Genomic DNA, 15,977 nt, shown 5'->3' on the forward strand with positions numbered 1-15,977 from the left:
ACCGCGAAAGAAATGAGTAGTCAACGATGAATACCCAAGTCCATTCCTCGCCTTCGGCGCAGGGAACCGGGCCTGAGCATGACGCCCCGCCGACAGAGGCGCTCAGCACCCCGGCTCCCGCGACCGCGGCAAACGCCGTAATCGATTTCATTCGGCCGCGCAGTGCCCCCGAGGTGGTGCAGCGCATCATGCTGGCAGTGCTCGTCGGCGCCGTCGTGATCCTGAGCATTCTCAACCCGGTCTTCCGGTCGCCCGAGAACCTGCTCAACATTCTGCAGCAGGCCTCCCTGGTCGGCGTGATCGCGCTGGGCATGCAGCTCATGATCGTGTCGGGCGGCTTCGACCTTTCGGTCGGCGCGGTCGCTGCGGCCTCGGGCTGTGCTGCGGCGGCGATTTCGCTGCAGGCCGGCGTCGTGCCGGGCATCATTGCGGGACTCGTGATCGGTGTGGTCGTGGGCGCGGTGAACGGCGTGCTCATCGCGAAGATCGGTATCAACCCATTCGTGGCGACCTTCGGCACGCAAGCCGTGGTGATGGGCCTGACCTGGGCCGCGACCGATGCTCGCCCGCTCACCATGCTCCCCGCGGGCTGGATCGACCTCGGCCTCTTCTCGATCGGTGGCGTGGCGTTCCCCAGCCTGGTGTTCGTTGCTGGCATCATCGTGCTCCTGTTCGTCATGCGGAAGACGCTGTTCGGTCAGCACATCTACGCCGTGGGCAGCAACAAGGAGGGCAGCCGCCGCGCCGGCATCAAGGTCAACCGCGTGCTCATCGCGGTCTACACGATCGGTGGCCTCTGCGCCGGTATTGCGGGCCTGCTGCTCGTCACGATCTCGGGTATCGGTAACCCCACCGCCGGCCAGCAGTGGGCGCTGATGTCGATCGCGGCCGTGATCATCGGCGGCACGCCGCTCACGGGCGGTGTCGGCGGTATCAGCTCCTCGGTGATCGGCGTCCTCGCACTCACCGTGCTTACCAACGCGCTCAACCTCTACAGCGTTTCGGCCTACTGGCAGCCCGCCATCATGGGCTTCGCCGTGCTCGCCGCGGTGAGCTTCGAGTCGTGGCGACGCATCCGCAATCGCAAGTGACTTCTCTCACCTTCCCCGATGTAACAACGATGTTCACACCTGAAAGGCAATCATCATGAAGAAACTGAACTCAGCTCGAATGCTCACCCGCGTCGGCGCTCTCGTAGCGACCGGTGGCCTGGTGCTCGGCCTCGCCGCGTGCTCTGGCTCGGGCGACGCGGCCAGCGCTGATGCGCCGCGAGTCGGATTCCTGATTCACAACATGCAGGGCAACGCATGGCTCGCCGCCGCCGCTGAAGAGGCGAAGAGCGCAGCAGCCGACAACGGGATGTCGGTCACCGTGACCGACGGTCGTGGCGACGTCGCGCAGATGAACGCGACGATCAACGACTACATCGCGCAGGGTATGGACGCGATCGTCATCGTTCCGCCGGATGAGGACAGCCTGACGGAAGCCGTCAAGCGCGCCGACGCGAAGGACATCCCGGTCATCGCCTTCAGCCTCAACTTCGGTGAGGGCGCCCCGATCACCTCCTTTGTCGGCGCAGACGAGGTCGAGATCGGCAAGGGCCTCGCCACCCTCACCTGCGAGGCGCTCGACAACAAGGGCACCGTCGCCGAGCAGACCGGCATCATCGGTTCGACCGCTCAGCTCGGGCGTTCCGAGGGTCTGAAGACGGGTCTCGAGGAGAACTGCCCCGACGTGAAGATCGTCGAGTCGCAGCCAGACAACTGGATGCAAGACAAGACGGTCTCGCTGACGCAGGACTGGCTCGTGAAGTACCCGAAGGGCGACCTCGGCGCGATCGTGTCGCATGGCCCGCAGGTCACCGCTGCAGCAACAACCGCAGACGGCAAGGGTCGCGACGAGATCCAGTTCGTCGCAACCGACTACTCGGAAGAAGTGCGCCAGGCCATCATCGACGGTTCGCTGTTCGGTGCGGTGGCGCAGTACCCCCGCGAGATGTCCGTTGCCACGTTCGATGGCCTCGCCGACCTCTTCGACGGCGGCACCATGGAGCCTGAGATCCTGACGGAAATCGGCACGATCACGAAGGAGAACGTGGATGACATCCCCGCTGCCTACTGAGGAACGCGCACCCCAGACCGTGCCGGGCGGAAACCTGCTCGAAGCGGTCGGCATCACGAAGCACTACGGTGGCGTGAAAGCGCTCGAGGACGCCACCGTCACCGTCGCCCCGGGCGAGTGCATCGGCATCATGGGTGACAACGGCGCAGGCAAGTCGACCTTCGTCAAGATTCTGGCTGGTGCGCAGCCCGCCACCGCGGGAACGATCACGTTCGACGGTCAGGAGTACACCTTCCAGACCCCCGTCGATGCCCGTGAAGCCGGTATCGAGACGGTCTACCAGGATCTCTCGCTCGCCGACGATCTCAACGTGATGAGCAACCTCTTCCTCGGGCGCGAAGAGAAGGTCTTCAACTTCGGCGGTCTGAGCGTGCTCAACCGCAAGAAGATGGCCAAGCGCGCGACGGAACTGCTGAGCGAAATCGGCGTCAACGTGCCGAAGGTCGACTCCATTGTGAGTGGACTGTCGGGTGGACAGCGTCAGGGTATCGCGATTGCGCGTGCTGCGGGTTGGGGCTCGAAGCTCATCATCATGGATGAGCCCACGGCCGCGCTGGGGCTGCAGGAAACGGCTCACGTGCACAGCATCATCAAGCGCCTCAAGGCGCGCGGTGTCGCCGTCATCATCGTGAGCCACAACATGCAGCAGGTGTTGGAGCTCACGGACCGCGTGTACGTGTTCCGCCGCGGACGCATCGTGGGATCGCGGGTCACTGCTGAGACGGACTCGGACGATATCGTCTCGCTGATCACCGGCGCGCGGCAGTAACCGTTGCGGGCGGCGCGGATCGGGATCTCCCGGTTCGCGCCGCCCTCGGCATTTTGCACTTTCGAAAGGACGGACACCTATGTCAACGAACACCATCGATCTCGGCGGGCAGGTCGCGATTGTCACCGGCGCGGGCGGCGGAATCGGTCGCGCCATCGCACTCGCCCTGGCGAACCACGGTGCATCGGTCGTGGCCGTCGATGTGGCGGAGGATCCGGCGCAGGAGACGGCCCGACTGGTCGCAGCCGCCGGGCAGCGCTCGCTCGCGATCCGCGCCGACGTCACCTCCGAGTCCGATGTCGAGCAGATGGTGCAGCGCACCATCACCGAGTTCGGTCAGATCGACCTGCTCTACAACAACGCGGGAATCACCACGCTGCAGTCGATCGAGCACCTGAGCGCCGACATGTGGGATCGCGTGTTTGCCGTGAACTGCAAGGGAGTGTTCCTCGGGTCGAAGGCCGTGATTCCGCACATGACGGAGCGCGGTACGGGCCGCATCATCAATACGGCGTCGCAGGCGGGCAAGGGTGCAATCCCGCTGCAAACGCACTACTGCGCCTCGAAGGCCGCCGTGATCGGCTTCACGCGATCCCTCGCGATCGAACTGAAAGACACGGGTATTCGAGTGAACTCCATCTGCCCGGGCAGCGTGCTTTCGGAGATGACGTACCGTGAGGCCGCTGAAGCCGAGGAACTGCTTGGCGTACCCGCAGCCGAGTCACTGCGCGAGTGGGAGAGCAACGTCCCGTTGGGTCGCTGGGTCACTCCCGAGGACGTCGCGAAAACGGCCGTGTTCCTCGCCTCCGACTATGCCGAATTCATGACCGGGCAGGCCGTCAATATCACCGGTGGCGAGACGCTCAACTAGGCGCGTGCGCCATACGAAAGGGGACCGCACATGGGGAACATCAGCCTGGGGCTGAACCTTGAATTTTCTCGCGCGAACAGTGGGTCGCTGCGATGGGCGCTGGACCAGGCCGCAGAGATCGGCTACGCATACGTCGAGCCGATGGCGCACTGGGGGCGTGAACTGTTGAGCGCGGCGGGGTACTTCCATTCCATTTCGCTCCTTGAGGATCCGTTGGAGATTCGCAGCGAGGTCGAACAGCGCGGCCTGCGCGTGTCGTCGCTCTCGTGCAACGCTCCGCTCGCCAAACCGGACGTCGCCGTCGACTATCTGCGGCAGGGCATCCGGTTCGCGCAGGAGCTGGGCGCACCGATGATCATGGTCGATGACGGGCCGATGCCTGCGTGGACGTCGGACGCGCAGAACGAGACGCTGATGACGTATACCCTCACCGAAGCGCTGCGCGTCGCTGAGCGCCGCGGTATGCGCATCGGGGTGGAGACGCACGGCGACTACACCGCGACTCCCGAGCGTATTCGACGACTGCAGCAGCTCGTGCCGAGCGATGCGATGACGATCAACCTCGATACGGGCAACGCCTATTTGAGCGAGAACGATCCCGCTGCGTGGCTGGAAGAATTGTTGCCGCAGACGGTGCACATCCATGCGAAAGACATCGCACCCGCCGACGCTGCGCACTACCGCGGCCGCGTGCGCGGCATGCTCGGCACCGCGTGCGGTTCGGGCGTCTTGGACTGGGACCGCATGCTGCGCACCCTGGCTGCTGGGCCGAACGACGTGGTCGTGTCGGTCGAGTGCGCTTCGGTCGCCGACGCGCGTGCGAGCTTCGAGCACCTGAACGGTCTGCTCGCGGCGCACGCAACGGAGGCATCGTGAGTGCCCCCGGCGACCTGCGGTGGGGGATCATCGGGGCGTCGTGGATGGCGCGTACCTGGATGGTGAACGCCATCAACGCGGTGCCCGGAAACACGGTCGCTGCCGTCTCCTCCTCGTCTAACGAGCGCGGAGCCGACTTCGCTCGAGACTTCGGCATCGGGCGCACGTTCACATCGTGGGAAGAGATGGTCGCGGATCCCGAGATCGACGCGGTCTACGTGGGATCCACGAACGATCTGCATCTGCCGCAGACGCTGGCGGCACTCGGCAACGGTGTCCACGTGCTCACCGAGAAGCCGGTCGCGCTGACGGTCGCTGACGCGGAGCTCATGGAGCGCACGGCGCTGGCGGCGGGTCTGGTGCTGCGCCCGAATCACCACTTGCGTTTCATGGACACGCATCGTACGGTACGGCGCGTGATCAGTGAGGGGCTCGTGGGGCGCGTGCTCTCGGTGCGGGTGAACCACACGCGCTATCTGCCCACCGCCCTGCAGGGATGGCGCTTGACCGACCCGGCCGGTGGCGGAATCGCCTACGACATCACCGTGCATGACGCGGACACCCTGCGGTTCCTGCTCGACGATGAGATCGAGTCGGTTGCGGCGACACCGCTGTATCAGGGGATGGGTCAGGGCGTTGAAGACGGCGTCATGGGCGTGATGTCCTTGGCCTCCGGGGCGCACGCCGTGTTCCATGAGTCCTATGCGCAGCCGCACTCGGGAACGTCGGTGGAGATCCACGGCACGGACGGAGTGCTCATCGCCGATGACATCCTGAACGCGCATCCGGCGGGCACGCTGACGCTGCTCCAGAACGACGAGGCGCCTCGCGAAATCGAGACCGGGCCCCGTGCGAACGCCTACGAACGGCTGATCGGTGAGTTCTCCGAGTCCGTGGCGACCGGGGCACCGGGCCTCGGCTTCGGGCATGCGATTCGCTCGCTCGAGGTGGCAGTCGCGACCCGCGCGGCAATGGCGAGCGGAGTCCGCGTGACGGTCGGGGCCTGAGCCGATCCGCTACGCGCCCGAGAGCAGGTCGAGACCCTTCACGGCGAGCAGCAGGCTTTGCCGGCTCGCGGGATCTTCGAGCGAACGCCCGAGGATCTCCGTGAGCCGCGCAAGCCTGTTGTAGAGCGTGCGGCGCTGAATGAACAGACGGTCCGCGGCCTCACTCTTGCGGCCATCGACCTCGAGGAAGGCTCGGAGCGTGGGCAGCAGTGGCGCCGACGCGTTGGCATCTTTCTCGAGGAGCGGGCCGAGTTCGTCTTCCACGAAGCTTGCCAGCTCGGGGCCCTGGGCGAGGGCGATCAAGATGCGTTCGACGCCGAGGGAGTCGAAGTGCAGCACCTGCGAGGACGGGTGCGTGGCAGACACCGATGCGGCGCTGCGCGCCTGGGTGAACGCGGTAGCGAGGGTGCGCACATCAACGGGGCGGCTGACGCCAATGCCGCGGGTAGCGCCCGGGAACAGGCTCGAAATCTCGAAGTCCGTGCCGAGACGGTCGGATACCACGAGCGCGTACTCACCCATGTCGGCAGAGATGAGGTCGGTGCGTTTGCGCACGGCCGAGGTGTCGAAGTCGACTCCGGGCTCCTTGTTCGCCACGGCCACCATGAGGGTGTGGGGGTTGAGCTGGTACCCCAGTCTGCGCGACTGATCGACGAAGTCGGGCCCGGTGAGCTCTGAGAGCAGCAGACGCGACACGAGTGCCGCACTGCGCTGTCGCTCGCGCGCCTCCCGGCTGCGGTCGGTGAGCAGGGAGATGGCGATCGCCGCCGCGGCGCGCTCGGCCGCGAACGAGGTTTCGGGGGCCGGATCTTGCCCCGCGTTGCCGGCGAACACGTGGAGGTACCCCCACGGTTGGCCACGCATGAGAATCGGGCGCTGCACGCACTCCTGCAGGAGCACGTGGTGCGTGCGCGTGTGCTGCGACCAGGTTGAGAGGAGATCGTTGTCAGCCCCCGTGTACGCCACGACGCGATGAGCCACGTTTTCGAGCACGACGTCGCACTCCGCAATGTCCGCGAGAGCCTGAGCGATTGCCACCGAGTCAGCACCCATGAGGAGGAGATCGGAGAACGTGGTTTCGATCTCGCGCTCGCGCGTCAGCGTCTGCACGCGCTGGTCGCTCAGGATGGAGTGCACGGCAGACGAGACCCCCGCGAACGGCACCTCGTGCTCAAGCGCGATCACGGGAAGCCCGTTGTCGCCGCCGGCCTGAACGACCGCGGCGGGCACGCGACTAAACATGCGTCCGGACTCCTCGATCACGAGGGCCGCGGCACCCGCGGCCGCCACTTCTGCCACGAATTGGCGCTGCGCTTGCTCGGTCGTCCCCATGCCCAGACCGGCGGTCAGGAGCAACTCGCCCCCGCGCAAGAATCGCGCAATATCAGGGATCTCCGACGAATGCACCCAGCTCACGGTGCGTGCCAAGTGCTCCGCTCCGGTCAGCACACGCGGCTTGGAGGAGCGCAGCAGATCGATCTCCAGAACCTGCTTCACGGAAAGGGTCATGCGCCAATTGTAAACACACTGAGAATGGAATCCACCGAACTCTTCACGAAGTGCGTCTGTGTGGGTGTGGGGGAGGGGGCGAGAATCGTAGATGTAGTAGATCGTCGAAATGTCAACGGAGACCCGTGCCTGACGCTGGGAAGTCGCTCCAATACTTCACGACGAACAACCTCGAACAACGAACGGAAAGGCACGGCGTGTTTCACCTTAAGAAGCCCCATCAGACTGAAGCGCAGAGCTCGACGGCGCAGGCCACGGTGACCGACACGGTAAAGACCGTGATCGCCGACATCGAGAGCCGCGGCGATGCAGCGCTTCGCGATTACTCGGTCAAGTTCGACAGCTTCTCCCCGGAATCCTTCCGCCTGTCGGAAGAGCAGATCCAGGAGATCATCGCGACCGTTGACCCGCAGACGCTAGAGGACATCAAGACGGTACAGCGCAACGTTGAGCGCTTCGCCAAGCTGCAGCGCGAGTCGATCACCGACTTCGAGGCCGAGGTGGAGCCCGGCGTCTTCCTGGGCCAGAAGAACGTGCCCGTGGGCGCCGTCGGCGCATACGTGCCCGGTGGCCGCTACCCGCTCCTCGCGTCGGCACACATGACGATCGTGACCGCAAAGGTCGCCGGCGTGCAGCGTGTCATCGCCGCGACGCCCGCCCCGCGCGGCGAGATCCCCGCGGCCAGCGTCGCCGCGATCCACTACGCAGGCGCAGACGAGATCTACCTGCTCGGTGGCGTCCAGGCGATCGCCGCACTCGCCGTCGGTACCGAGACGATTGACCCCGTCGACGTCATCGCCGGCCCCGGCAACGCATTCGTTGCCGAGGCGAAGCGTCAGCTCTTTGGCCGCGTGGGCATCGACCTCTTCGCCGGCCCCACCGAGGTGCTCATCGTCGGTGACGAGACCACCGACCCGTTCCTCGCGGCGGTCGATCTGCTGAGCCAGGCAGAGCACGGCCCCGATTCACCGGCCGTCTACGTGACCACCTCCGAAGAGAACGGTCGCGCCGTCATCGACCAGGTCGAGCGTCAGCTCGCGGTGCTCCCCACCGCTGAGATCGCCGGGAAGGCGTGGGAGACGGTGGGCGAGGTCATCGTCGCCGAGAACATCGAAGAGGCGTTCCGTATCTCCGACGAGTACGCGAGCGAGCACGTGCAGGTGCTGACCGCGGAGCCCCGCCTCGCGCTCGAGAAGATGCAGAACTACGGGGCACTGTTCCTGGGCGACCGCACCTGCGTGTCGTTCGGCGACAAGGTCATCGGCACCAACCACGTGCTCCCCACGATGCGGGCCGCGCGCTACACCGGTGGTCTCTGGGTGGGCAAGTACCTGAAGACGGTCACCTACCAGGAGGTGCGCACCGACGAGGCCAGCGCCGCGCTCGGCGAACTGCTGGGTCGCGCCGCACGCGCCGAGCGCTTCGAAGGACACGCACGATCCGGCGATATCCGTGCCGCGCGGTACACGGGTGAATGGCCCGAGTGGACGCAGGGACTGCGTTGAATCTCGCAGGCCCCACACTGCGGAAGGAACACGCATGACCAGCAGTACCTCAGCACCGTTTGAGCCCCAGAAGGAGCTCGCGGAGCGCGCAACCGTGCGCACCGACGTGCTCATCATCGGGTCCGGGCCTGGCGGCGCCGGCGCGGCGAGCGGCTTCATCGGTTCTGGCCTGAACGTGCTCGTCGCCGAACGCGGCGGTCACATTCCTCAGGTTGCCAAGGAAGACATCGTCAACGCGATGTACGTAGAGAAGCGCTACGCGAACGTGGAACCGTGGTTCGACGCATCCAACGGGAAGCCGTTCACGCCGGGCACGTACTACTACGTCGGCGGAAACACGAAGTTCTACGGTGCGGCTCTGCCGCGCTTCCGCAAGGAAGACTTTGAGCGCGTCGAGATGGAAGAGGGCGTGGCGCAGCCGTGGCCGTTCTCGTACGACGACCTCGAGCCGTACTACGTGCGAGCCGAAAAGCTCTACCGCGTGCACGGTTCGCTCGGCGAGGATCCGACGGAACCGCACCACAGTGAGCCCTTCCCGCTGCCTCGCATTGAGCACGAGCCCGAGATCGAACGCTTCTCGGACTCGCTGAAGCGCCAGGGTCTGCACCCGTACCACTCGGCCAACGGCATCCACTTCGCAAACGATGCTGAGCGGTTGGAGGAGGCAGGATCTGACGGGACCCCGAGCTTCGCGGATCGCAAGTCGGATGCCTGGAACAGCCTGCTGCTGCCGGCACTCGAGCAGGATCAGCAGATTCAGCTCGTGTCCGGTCTGCGCATCACGCGCCTGCTGCACTCGGAAGACGGGAAGCGCCTGGTCGCCGCTGAGGCCGAGCTCGACGGCAAGCCCGTGACGATCGTCGCCGACCGGTTCGTGCTCGGCGCGGGAGCGGTGAGCTCTGCCGCACTGCTGCTCGAATCGGGCATCGCGAACTCGTCGGGTCTGGTGGGCCGCAACTACATGGTGCACAACACCACTTTCCTCGTGGGCATCAACCCGTTCCGCAAGAACCCGACCTCGTGGCAGAAGACCATCGGCGTCAATGACTGGTACCTGCGCGATGGGGACCGCCCCCCGCTCGGCAACATGCAGATGCTGGGCAAGCTGAGCGCCGACACCCTGAAGGGGTTCTTCCCCTTCTTGCCGCGCTTCGTGCTGAAGATGGTCACCGACCGCAGTATCGACTTCTGCCTGATCTCGGAAGACGTTGCTGACCCGGAGAACCGTGCAGAGGTGCGCGACGGCAAGATCTTCGTCCACTGGAAGCGCAACAACTTCGGTGCGCACCGCCAGCTGGTCAAGAACGTCGCGCGCGTGGTGCGCAAGGCGGGGTACCCGTTCATCTTCACCAAGGTGATGGGTATCGCCACCAACTCGCACATGTGCGGCACGCTGGTAGCCGGAGACAACCCTGAGAACTCTGTGGTCGATCGCGACTGCAAGTCGCACGACCTGCAGAACCTCTGGGCCGTCGACAGCTCGGTCTTCCCGTCATCGACCGCATCGAACCCCGTACTGACGATCACCGCGAATGCGCTTCGGGTCGTCGACACCATCCGAGCTGCTGACGCTCGGTAACGAACCACTACTCAAAGGAGACAGACATGTCGAATCAGGAACTCACCGGCGGTCAGATGATCGTCGATAGCCTCATCCGTCAGGGTGTGGAGATCGTCTTCGCGGTGCCCGGCCACGGCAACACCGCGCTGCTCGATGCCTTCGTTGATCGCGAGGACGAGATCACCGTGGTGCAGGCCATGCACGAGCAGGGCGCTGCGCACATGGCTGATGGGTACTACCGTGCCTCAGGCAAGATCGCCGCGGTCTGCACCTCGATCGGTCCGGGCGCGACGAACACCGTCACCGGCATCGTCACCGCGTTCTCGGACTCGCAGCCGATGATCGTGCTGACCGGATCCGTGCACACGTACATGGAAAACCGTGGCGTGCTGCAGGAGATCGACCGTCCCAATGGCAATGCCTGGGGCACCATGATTGAGAAGGCCGTGAAGCGCTGGTGGCGCCCGACCAACCTGGGCCAGATTCCCCGCGTGATGGCACAGGCGTTCAATGCCATGCGCGAAGGCCGTCGTGGCCCGGTGCTCATCGACGTGCCGCAGGACCTGCAGGCCGATTCGGGCGTCTACGAGCCCCTCGTCGGTGCGCCCGTTGAGATGCCTCGCCCCGAGGGCAGCCGCGTCGCGATCCGCGAGGCCGCTGAGCTGCTCCGCACCGCGAAGCGCCCCGTGATCCTCGCGGGCGGCGGCGTCATTGCCGCCGAGGCCAGCGAGGAAGTTGTGGCACTTGCCGAGCGCCTGGGCGCACCGGTTACCCACTCATTCATGGGGAAGGGCGCGGTTTCGGCCCGTCACGATCTGTACGCGTGGCCCTGTGGCGACCTCGGCTCGATCCCGGGCAACGCGGTCACCAAGCAGGCGGACGTGATCATCGCTGTCGGCTCGCGCTTCAGCGACCGCATCACCTCGTCGTACCGGAAGGGCGTGACCTTCAACTTCCCGGAGACGAAGCTCGTGCACATCGACATCGATGCGTTCGAGATCGGCCGCAACTATCCGGCAAACGTCGGAATCGTGGGCGATGCCAAGTCGACGCTCGCAGTGCTTCTCGAAGAGCTCGGAGAGGCAGAGGGCGATTACCACGACACCGAGTACTTCGCTGAGCTGCAGTTCCTGAAGCAGGAGTGGGAAGAGTACCTCCGCCCCGCCCGTGAGGCCGACGTCACCCCGGTGACGAACTCTCGTGCCATGGTCGACATCCGCCGCGCTCTCCCCGACAACGCGATCTGGGTCACCGACTCGAGCAACCCCGCTAATGGCGCGTTCAACGAGTTCCCGATCTACGAGCCCAAGACGAACATCGTCGCGGGTGGCATGTCGGGCATCGGCTTCGGTCTCCCCGCAGCGATTGGCGCGCAGATCGCCGCTCCCGAGCAGCAGGTTGTCGCCTACATCGGCGATGGCAGCCTGCTCCAGACCGGTACGGAGCTCGCGGTTGCCGCCATGCTCGGTGTGCCGCTCGTGGTTGTCGTCATGAACAACGGCGGCTGGGAAGCGATCAAGGATCTGCAGATCAACCTGTTCGGCGAGGATCGCACCCTGATCACGAAGTGGAAGCACGCCAGCGGCGAGCCCTACTTCCTGAACACGGTCGAGTTCGCGAACTCGATGGGTGTTGCCGGCGAGCGAGTCGAGCAGCCCGAGGACGTGTTTGCTGCTGTTGAGCGCGGTATCGCGTCTGAGGGCCCGTACGTGGTCGAGGTCATGAGCGCCAACGCTCTGCCCTGGACGAAGCTGCACGAGACCGGCTGGTGGGACATCACGGTTCCCGCGTACCTGGGCGAGAAGCGCGACACCTACGTCAAGAACCGCGGCTTCTAAGTCGCATTACAACGGGGTGGCGCCGGGCAGAGGCGCCACCCCGCACCACACCGGTAGAGAGGACCAGAAATGTCGAAACGCGCGTTGTACTTGTACGGTGGTTGGCCGGGGCACAACCCGTACGGGGTTGCGGAATGGGCTCGGAACCTGCTCGAGGAGCTCGGGTTCGAGGTCGTTGAGAGCAACGACATCTTCGCACTGGATCAGGACCTCACCGGCTTTGACCTCATCGTCAACAACTGGAACAACGCACTGCTGAGCGAGACGTTGACCCCGTCGCAGGAGCAGCACCTGCTCGGAGCGATCGAGCAGGGCACCGGCTTCGTATCTTGGCACGGAGGCGGCGCAGCCTTCCGTGGCAGCGTCATGTACCACATGATGCTCGGCGCAGACGTCTTCTATCACCCCGCGGGCGAGGGCGTCCGTCACCCGTACCCGGTCCGCGTGACCGACGGTACCCACGAGGTGTCGCAGGGTGTCACCGATTTCCAGGCTGCGAGCGAGCAGTACTACATGAACGTCGATCCGCGGAACCATGTGCTGCTGGAGACCACGTTCGACGGCGAGCACATGCCGTGGCTCGATGGCCAGGTCATGCCGCAGGCCTGGGTCAAGACCTGGGGCGAAGGTCGCGTGTTTTACAGCGCCCTCGGCCACTACCTCGAAGACCTGACGGTTCCCTCGGTTGAGCGCCTCATGCGCCAGGGCATCACCTGGGCTGCGCGCCAGTCGGGTGATCAGCAGTGAGCCAGGAGTCGTCCGCGAACGTCGTCCGCACGCTCGCGGTACCGCCGAAGATGCGCGTCGGTGGCGGCGCGATCAAGAGCGTCGGGGAAGTCGTGAAGTCGCTGAACGCATCGCGCCCGGTGGTGGTGACCGACGCCTTCCTCGCGAGCACCGGAGTCGCGCAGAACGTCGTCGATGACCTCAGCACGCAGGGGCTGAACGCGGTGATTTTCAGCGGTACGGTTCCGGATCCGACCAGCGCGTCGCTCGATCTCGGCCTTGAGATGATCCGAGCCCACCAGGCTGACATCGTGATCGGCCTGGGTGGCGGAAGCCCCATCGATACGGCGAAGGCGCTTGCCGTCCTCGCGGTCATCGGTGGATCGATGCGCGACCTTAAGGCTCCCGTGTCGTATGCGGGCGAGGCACTGCCGATCGTGGCGATCCCGACTACGGCCGGCACCGGCTCGGAGGCGACGCAGTTCACGGTCATCAGCGACAGTGAGACCGGCGAGAAGATGCTCTGCGGTGGGCCGTCGTACCTGCCCGTCGCCGCGATCGTCGACTACGAACTGACGCTGACCATGCCGGCGCGTCTGACTGCGGACACCGGTATCGACGCGTTGACGCACGCCGTCGAGGCCTATGTCAGCAAGAAGGCGAACGGGTTCTCTGATGCGCTGGCACTCGGCGCGATTCAGGCCATCGGTCAGAATCTGCGCACGGCCTACTTCGAGGGTGGCAACGTGGAGGCCCGCGCCGCCATGATGCAGGCCGCGACATACGCGGGCATCGCGTTCTCGAACTCGAGTGTCGCGCTCGTCCACGCAATGAGCCGTCCGATCGGAGCGCACTTCCACGTCGCGCACGGCATGGCGAATGCCATGTTGTTCGCCGAGGTGACGCGTTTCTCACTCGGTGTCGCTGACGACCGGTACGCCGCGTGCGCTCGTGCGCTCGGCGTGGCGAGTGCCGATGACTCTGACACCGCGGCGGCCGAGGCGCTGGTGCGTGAACTCCAGGCGCTGAAGGCAGAGCTCGAAGTTCCGACGCCGGAGCGCTTCGGTGTCTCTGCAGAAGCGTGGGAAGCCGCAATCCCCGAGATGGCGCAGCAGGCGATCGGGTCGGGGTCGCACCTCAACAACCCGAAGGTGCCCGACGCGTCCGAAATTGAGGCGCTGTACCGCGCGATCTACTAGTAGCGGGTATCCCGTCGCAGTGCGCCTGAGGCTGCAGAGGAGTGGAGACGTGTCTTCACCTCTGCAGCCTCAGCGCTATCCGCGCGGCTCAGAGACCACAGGAGAGAGAACATGACGTTGAGAAATGCGCGGGTATCTGGCCTCGATATCGTGAGGCGAATCGTCGATGCAGATGCGCAGCTGATGTATTTGCCGCGCTCCCAGGCGTACACCCTGCGTGAGCTGGAGGCAGGGGTCGTGGTCATTGAGGTGGCGCCTCTGCGCGACGACTCTCGCGCTCCCGTGCTGACGAGCAACGTTCTCCCGATCGCCATGCTGGATGGTGTCAGCGCGCTCGCAGCTCGCTCTGCCGCGCCCGCCAACCGCACGTTTGGTGCGCTGGAATCACGCTTCAACTTCCTCAGAGATTTCGATTCGACCGACGCTCACATCTTGGAGGCTCGAGTCACCCGTATTGACGCGCGATCAATGGAGATCGATGCCGTCATTCAGAACCGATCCGGGAAAGACATCATTCGTTCCCGCTCCACTGGCTCCGTGCATACCATGCGCGAACCTGTCGAATACGAGCTCAACCCGAACGGCTGGGTCCCGTATCCGCATCTTCGACCCCGCGGCACAGGCGCCGACGCGGCAGGGCTGCGCTCTGCCCGTACGGCTCCTGCCGCCTCACACAGAAACAGAACGCACTGATGAATCACGCATCTCCTGCCTCCGCGGTGACGGGCACACCCGCCCCCCAGTTCTCGGAGGAAGACATTTTCGCTGGGCACGAGCTCGGCAAGCTGACCGTCGAATTGACGCGCCCCATTGCGAGCCAGCGCGATCTGTCGATCGCCTACACGCCGGGAGTGGCCCAGGTATGCCGTGCCATTGCCAGCGACGTGACGGTGGCAGACACGCACACCTGGGCGTCACGCCTCGTCGCGGTCATTTCGGACGGCACGGCGGTGCTCGGTCTGGGCGACATTGGCCCGAAGGCATCGATGCCCGTCATGGAGGGGAAGTCGGCACTCTTCAAGACCTTTGGCGACCTCAACTCGATCCCGATCGTGCTCGACACGACCGACTCCGATGAGATCGTGGAAACGATCACGCGCATCGCGCCGTCGTTCGGCGCGATCAACCTCGAAGACATCGCGGCGCCTCGCTGTTTCGATATCGAACGCCGTCTCATCGAAGCCCTGGACATTCCCGTCATGCATGACGATCAGCACGGCACGGCCGTGGTGGTGCTCGCGGCGCTCTTCAACGCGGTGCGCTTGGTGGAGAAAGACCTGGCGCAGCTGCGCGTCGTGGTCTCGGGTGCCGGCGCAGCCGGGATCGCCGTGAGCGAGATTCTGCTCGCGGTAGGTATCTCAGACATCATCGTGCTTGATTCGCGTGGTGTGCTGAGCGCGGCGCCGGGGGGTGCGAATCCGTTCAAGGCTGACCTCGCCGGTCGCACGAACCCGCGTGACGTCACCGGCGGCTTGCGGGAGGTCCTGGTGGATGCCGATGTCTTCATCGGTGTGTCTGGCGGAACGGTACCGGAGGACTACCTCGCGACGATGGCGAGCGACGCGATCATCTTTGCACTGTCGAATCCCGATCCTGAGGTGATGCCGGACGTCGCAGCCCGGTACGCCACCATCGTCGCCACTGGGCGCAGCGACTTCCCGAACCAGATCAACAACGTGCTCGCGTTCCCCGGCATCTTCCGCGGGGCACTCGACGCGCGGGCGAGGCGCATCACCCTGGCCATGAAAATCGCGGCCGCGCGGGCGATCGCCGACATCGTGGGCGATGATCTCTCAGTTGGTCAGATCGTCCCGAGCCCGCTTGATCCCCGTGTGGCGCACGCAGTGGCTGCCGCGGTGATTGCCGAGGCAACCGGAACTGTCGCGGAGTAGTACCTACGCGGCGGAGGGCCGCAGAACGACGAATGGCGGTGTCTGGGGGTTCGCCCCCCGGACACCGCCATTCGTTTCAACGCTTAGTGGTTGCTCGGGAAGC

General features: G+C 65.2%; 14 protein-coding genes. 13 read left to right on the plus strand and 1 reads right to left on the minus strand.

Annotated features, from left to right (window positions below):
- Positions 1-26: 26 nt before the first annotated feature.
- From CH42_RS01975 to CH42_RS02000, 6 genes are all read left to right on the plus strand, one after another.
- Entirely contained in the window at positions 27-1,091 is a 1,065-nt protein-coding gene (locus CH42_RS01975) for an ABC transporter permease (RefSeq protein ID WP_053351531.1), read from the plus strand.
- Between the two features lie 55 nt (positions 1,092-1,146).
- Positions 1,147-2,121 carry a sugar ABC transporter substrate-binding protein gene (locus CH42_RS01980; RefSeq protein WP_082309231.1) on the plus strand — a complete coding sequence of 325 codons (975 nt, stop codon included), beginning with the start codon at positions 1,147-1,149 and terminating at the stop codon, positions 2,119-2,121.
- Positions 2,099-2,890 (plus strand): ATP-binding cassette domain-containing protein, encoded by a 792-nt coding sequence (locus tag CH42_RS01985; RefSeq protein WP_053351533.1) that lies wholly within the window; start codon positions 2,099-2,101, stop codon positions 2,888-2,890. The genes CH42_RS01980 and CH42_RS01985 overlap by 23 nt, the downstream gene beginning before the upstream one ends.
- Positions 2,891-2,969: 79 nt before the next feature.
- The gene (locus tag CH42_RS01990) at positions 2,970-3,761 is read left to right on the plus strand and encodes an SDR family NAD(P)-dependent oxidoreductase (protein WP_053351534.1); all 792 of its coding nucleotides are present in this window, start codon (positions 2,970-2,972) and stop codon (positions 3,759-3,761) included.
- Positions 3,762-3,791: 30 nt separating this feature from the next.
- Positions 3,792-4,637, plus strand: a complete 846-nt coding sequence (locus CH42_RS01995) for a sugar phosphate isomerase/epimerase family protein (protein WP_053351535.1) — start codon at positions 3,792-3,794, stop codon at positions 4,635-4,637.
- Positions 4,634-5,644 (plus strand): Gfo/Idh/MocA family protein, encoded by a 1,011-nt coding sequence (locus tag CH42_RS02000; RefSeq protein ID WP_053351536.1) that lies wholly within the window; start codon positions 4,634-4,636, stop codon positions 5,642-5,644. Before CH42_RS01995 ends, CH42_RS02000 begins: the two co-directional genes overlap by 4 nt.
- A 9-nt stretch (positions 5,645-5,653) precedes the next feature.
- On the opposite strand, the gene CH42_RS02005 is transcribed toward CH42_RS02000, so the two are convergent.
- Entirely contained in the window at positions 5,654-7,153 is a 1,500-nt protein-coding gene (locus CH42_RS02005; protein WP_053351537.1) for a PucR family transcriptional regulator, read from the minus strand.
- A 125-nt stretch (positions 7,154-7,278) separates the two neighbouring features.
- Here CH42_RS02005 and hisD point away from each other — a divergent pair, with 125 nt between their 5' ends.
- From hisD to CH42_RS02040, 7 genes are all read left to right on the plus strand, one after another.
- Positions 7,279-8,658 carry a histidinol dehydrogenase gene (gene hisD, locus CH42_RS02010; protein ID WP_239683911.1) on the plus strand — a complete coding sequence of 460 codons (1,380 nt, stop codon included), beginning with the start codon at positions 7,279-7,281 and terminating at the stop codon, positions 8,656-8,658.
- Positions 8,659-8,692: 34 nt separating this feature from the next.
- A complete protein-coding gene (locus tag CH42_RS02015) occupies positions 8,693-10,237 on the plus strand; it encodes a GMC oxidoreductase (RefSeq protein WP_053351539.1) in 1,545 nt (514 codons plus the stop codon).
- Between the two features lie 26 nt (positions 10,238-10,263).
- Positions 10,264-12,057: a thiamine pyrophosphate-binding protein gene (locus CH42_RS02020; protein WP_053351540.1), complete on the plus strand. Its 1,794-nt coding sequence runs from the start codon at positions 10,264-10,266 to the stop codon at positions 12,055-12,057.
- Positions 12,058-12,126: 69 nt separating this feature from the next.
- Positions 12,127-12,804: a ThuA domain-containing protein gene (locus CH42_RS02025; protein ID WP_053351541.1), complete on the plus strand. Its 678-nt coding sequence runs from the start codon at positions 12,127-12,129 to the stop codon at positions 12,802-12,804.
- Positions 12,801-13,982: an iron-containing alcohol dehydrogenase gene (locus CH42_RS02030; protein WP_239683912.1), complete on the plus strand. Its 1,182-nt coding sequence runs from the start codon at positions 12,801-12,803 to the stop codon at positions 13,980-13,982. The genes CH42_RS02025 and CH42_RS02030 overlap by 4 nt, the downstream gene beginning before the upstream one ends.
- Before the next feature lie 111 nt (positions 13,983-14,093).
- Positions 14,094-14,675, plus strand: a complete 582-nt coding sequence (locus tag CH42_RS02035; protein ID WP_053351542.1) for a hotdog domain-containing protein — start codon at positions 14,094-14,096, stop codon at positions 14,673-14,675.
- Positions 14,675-15,874 carry an NAD(P)-dependent malic enzyme gene (locus CH42_RS02040; RefSeq protein WP_053351543.1) on the plus strand — a complete coding sequence of 400 codons (1,200 nt, stop codon included), beginning with the start codon at positions 14,675-14,677 and terminating at the stop codon, positions 15,872-15,874. The genes CH42_RS02035 and CH42_RS02040 overlap by 1 nt, the downstream gene beginning before the upstream one ends.
- The last annotated feature ends 103 nt before the right edge of the window (positions 15,875-15,977 follow it).

The sequence above is a fragment of the Leucobacter musarum subsp. musarum genome, assembly GCF_001273845.1.
GTDB lineage: Bacteria > Actinomycetota > Actinomycetes > Actinomycetales > Microbacteriaceae > Leucobacter > Leucobacter musarum.

Excerpts from the sequence above, each read along its gene's own strand:
- CH42_RS01975 (WP_053351531.1), top strand. The coding sequence starts at position 27 with ATGAATACCCAAGTCCATTCCTCGCCTTCGGCGCAGGGAACCGGGCCT.
- CH42_RS01980 (WP_082309231.1), top strand. The coding sequence starts at position 1,147 with ATGAAGAAACTGAACTCAGCTCGAATGCTCACCCGCGTCGGCGCTCTC.
- CH42_RS01985 (WP_053351533.1), top strand. The coding sequence starts at position 2,099 with ATGACATCCCCGCTGCCTACTGAGGAACGCGCACCCCAGACCGTGCCG.
- CH42_RS01990 (WP_053351534.1), top strand. The coding sequence starts at position 2,970 with ATGTCAACGAACACCATCGATCTCGGCGGGCAGGTCGCGATTGTCACC.
- CH42_RS01995 (WP_053351535.1), top strand. The coding sequence starts at position 3,792 with ATGGGGAACATCAGCCTGGGGCTGAACCTTGAATTTTCTCGCGCGAAC.
- CH42_RS02005 (WP_053351537.1), bottom strand. The coding sequence starts at position 7,153 with ATGACCCTTTCCGTGAAGCAGGTTCTGGAGATCGATCTGCTGCGCTCC.
- CH42_RS02015 (WP_053351539.1), top strand. The coding sequence starts at position 8,693 with ATGACCAGCAGTACCTCAGCACCGTTTGAGCCCCAGAAGGAGCTCGCG.
- CH42_RS02020 (WP_053351540.1), top strand. The coding sequence starts at position 10,264 with ATGTCGAATCAGGAACTCACCGGCGGTCAGATGATCGTCGATAGCCTC.
- CH42_RS02025 (WP_053351541.1), top strand. The coding sequence starts at position 12,127 with ATGTCGAAACGCGCGTTGTACTTGTACGGTGGTTGGCCGGGGCACAAC.
- CH42_RS02035 (WP_053351542.1), top strand. The coding sequence starts at position 14,094 with ATGACGTTGAGAAATGCGCGGGTATCTGGCCTCGATATCGTGAGGCGA.
- CH42_RS02040 (WP_053351543.1), top strand. The coding sequence starts at position 14,675 with ATGAATCACGCATCTCCTGCCTCCGCGGTGACGGGCACACCCGCCCCC.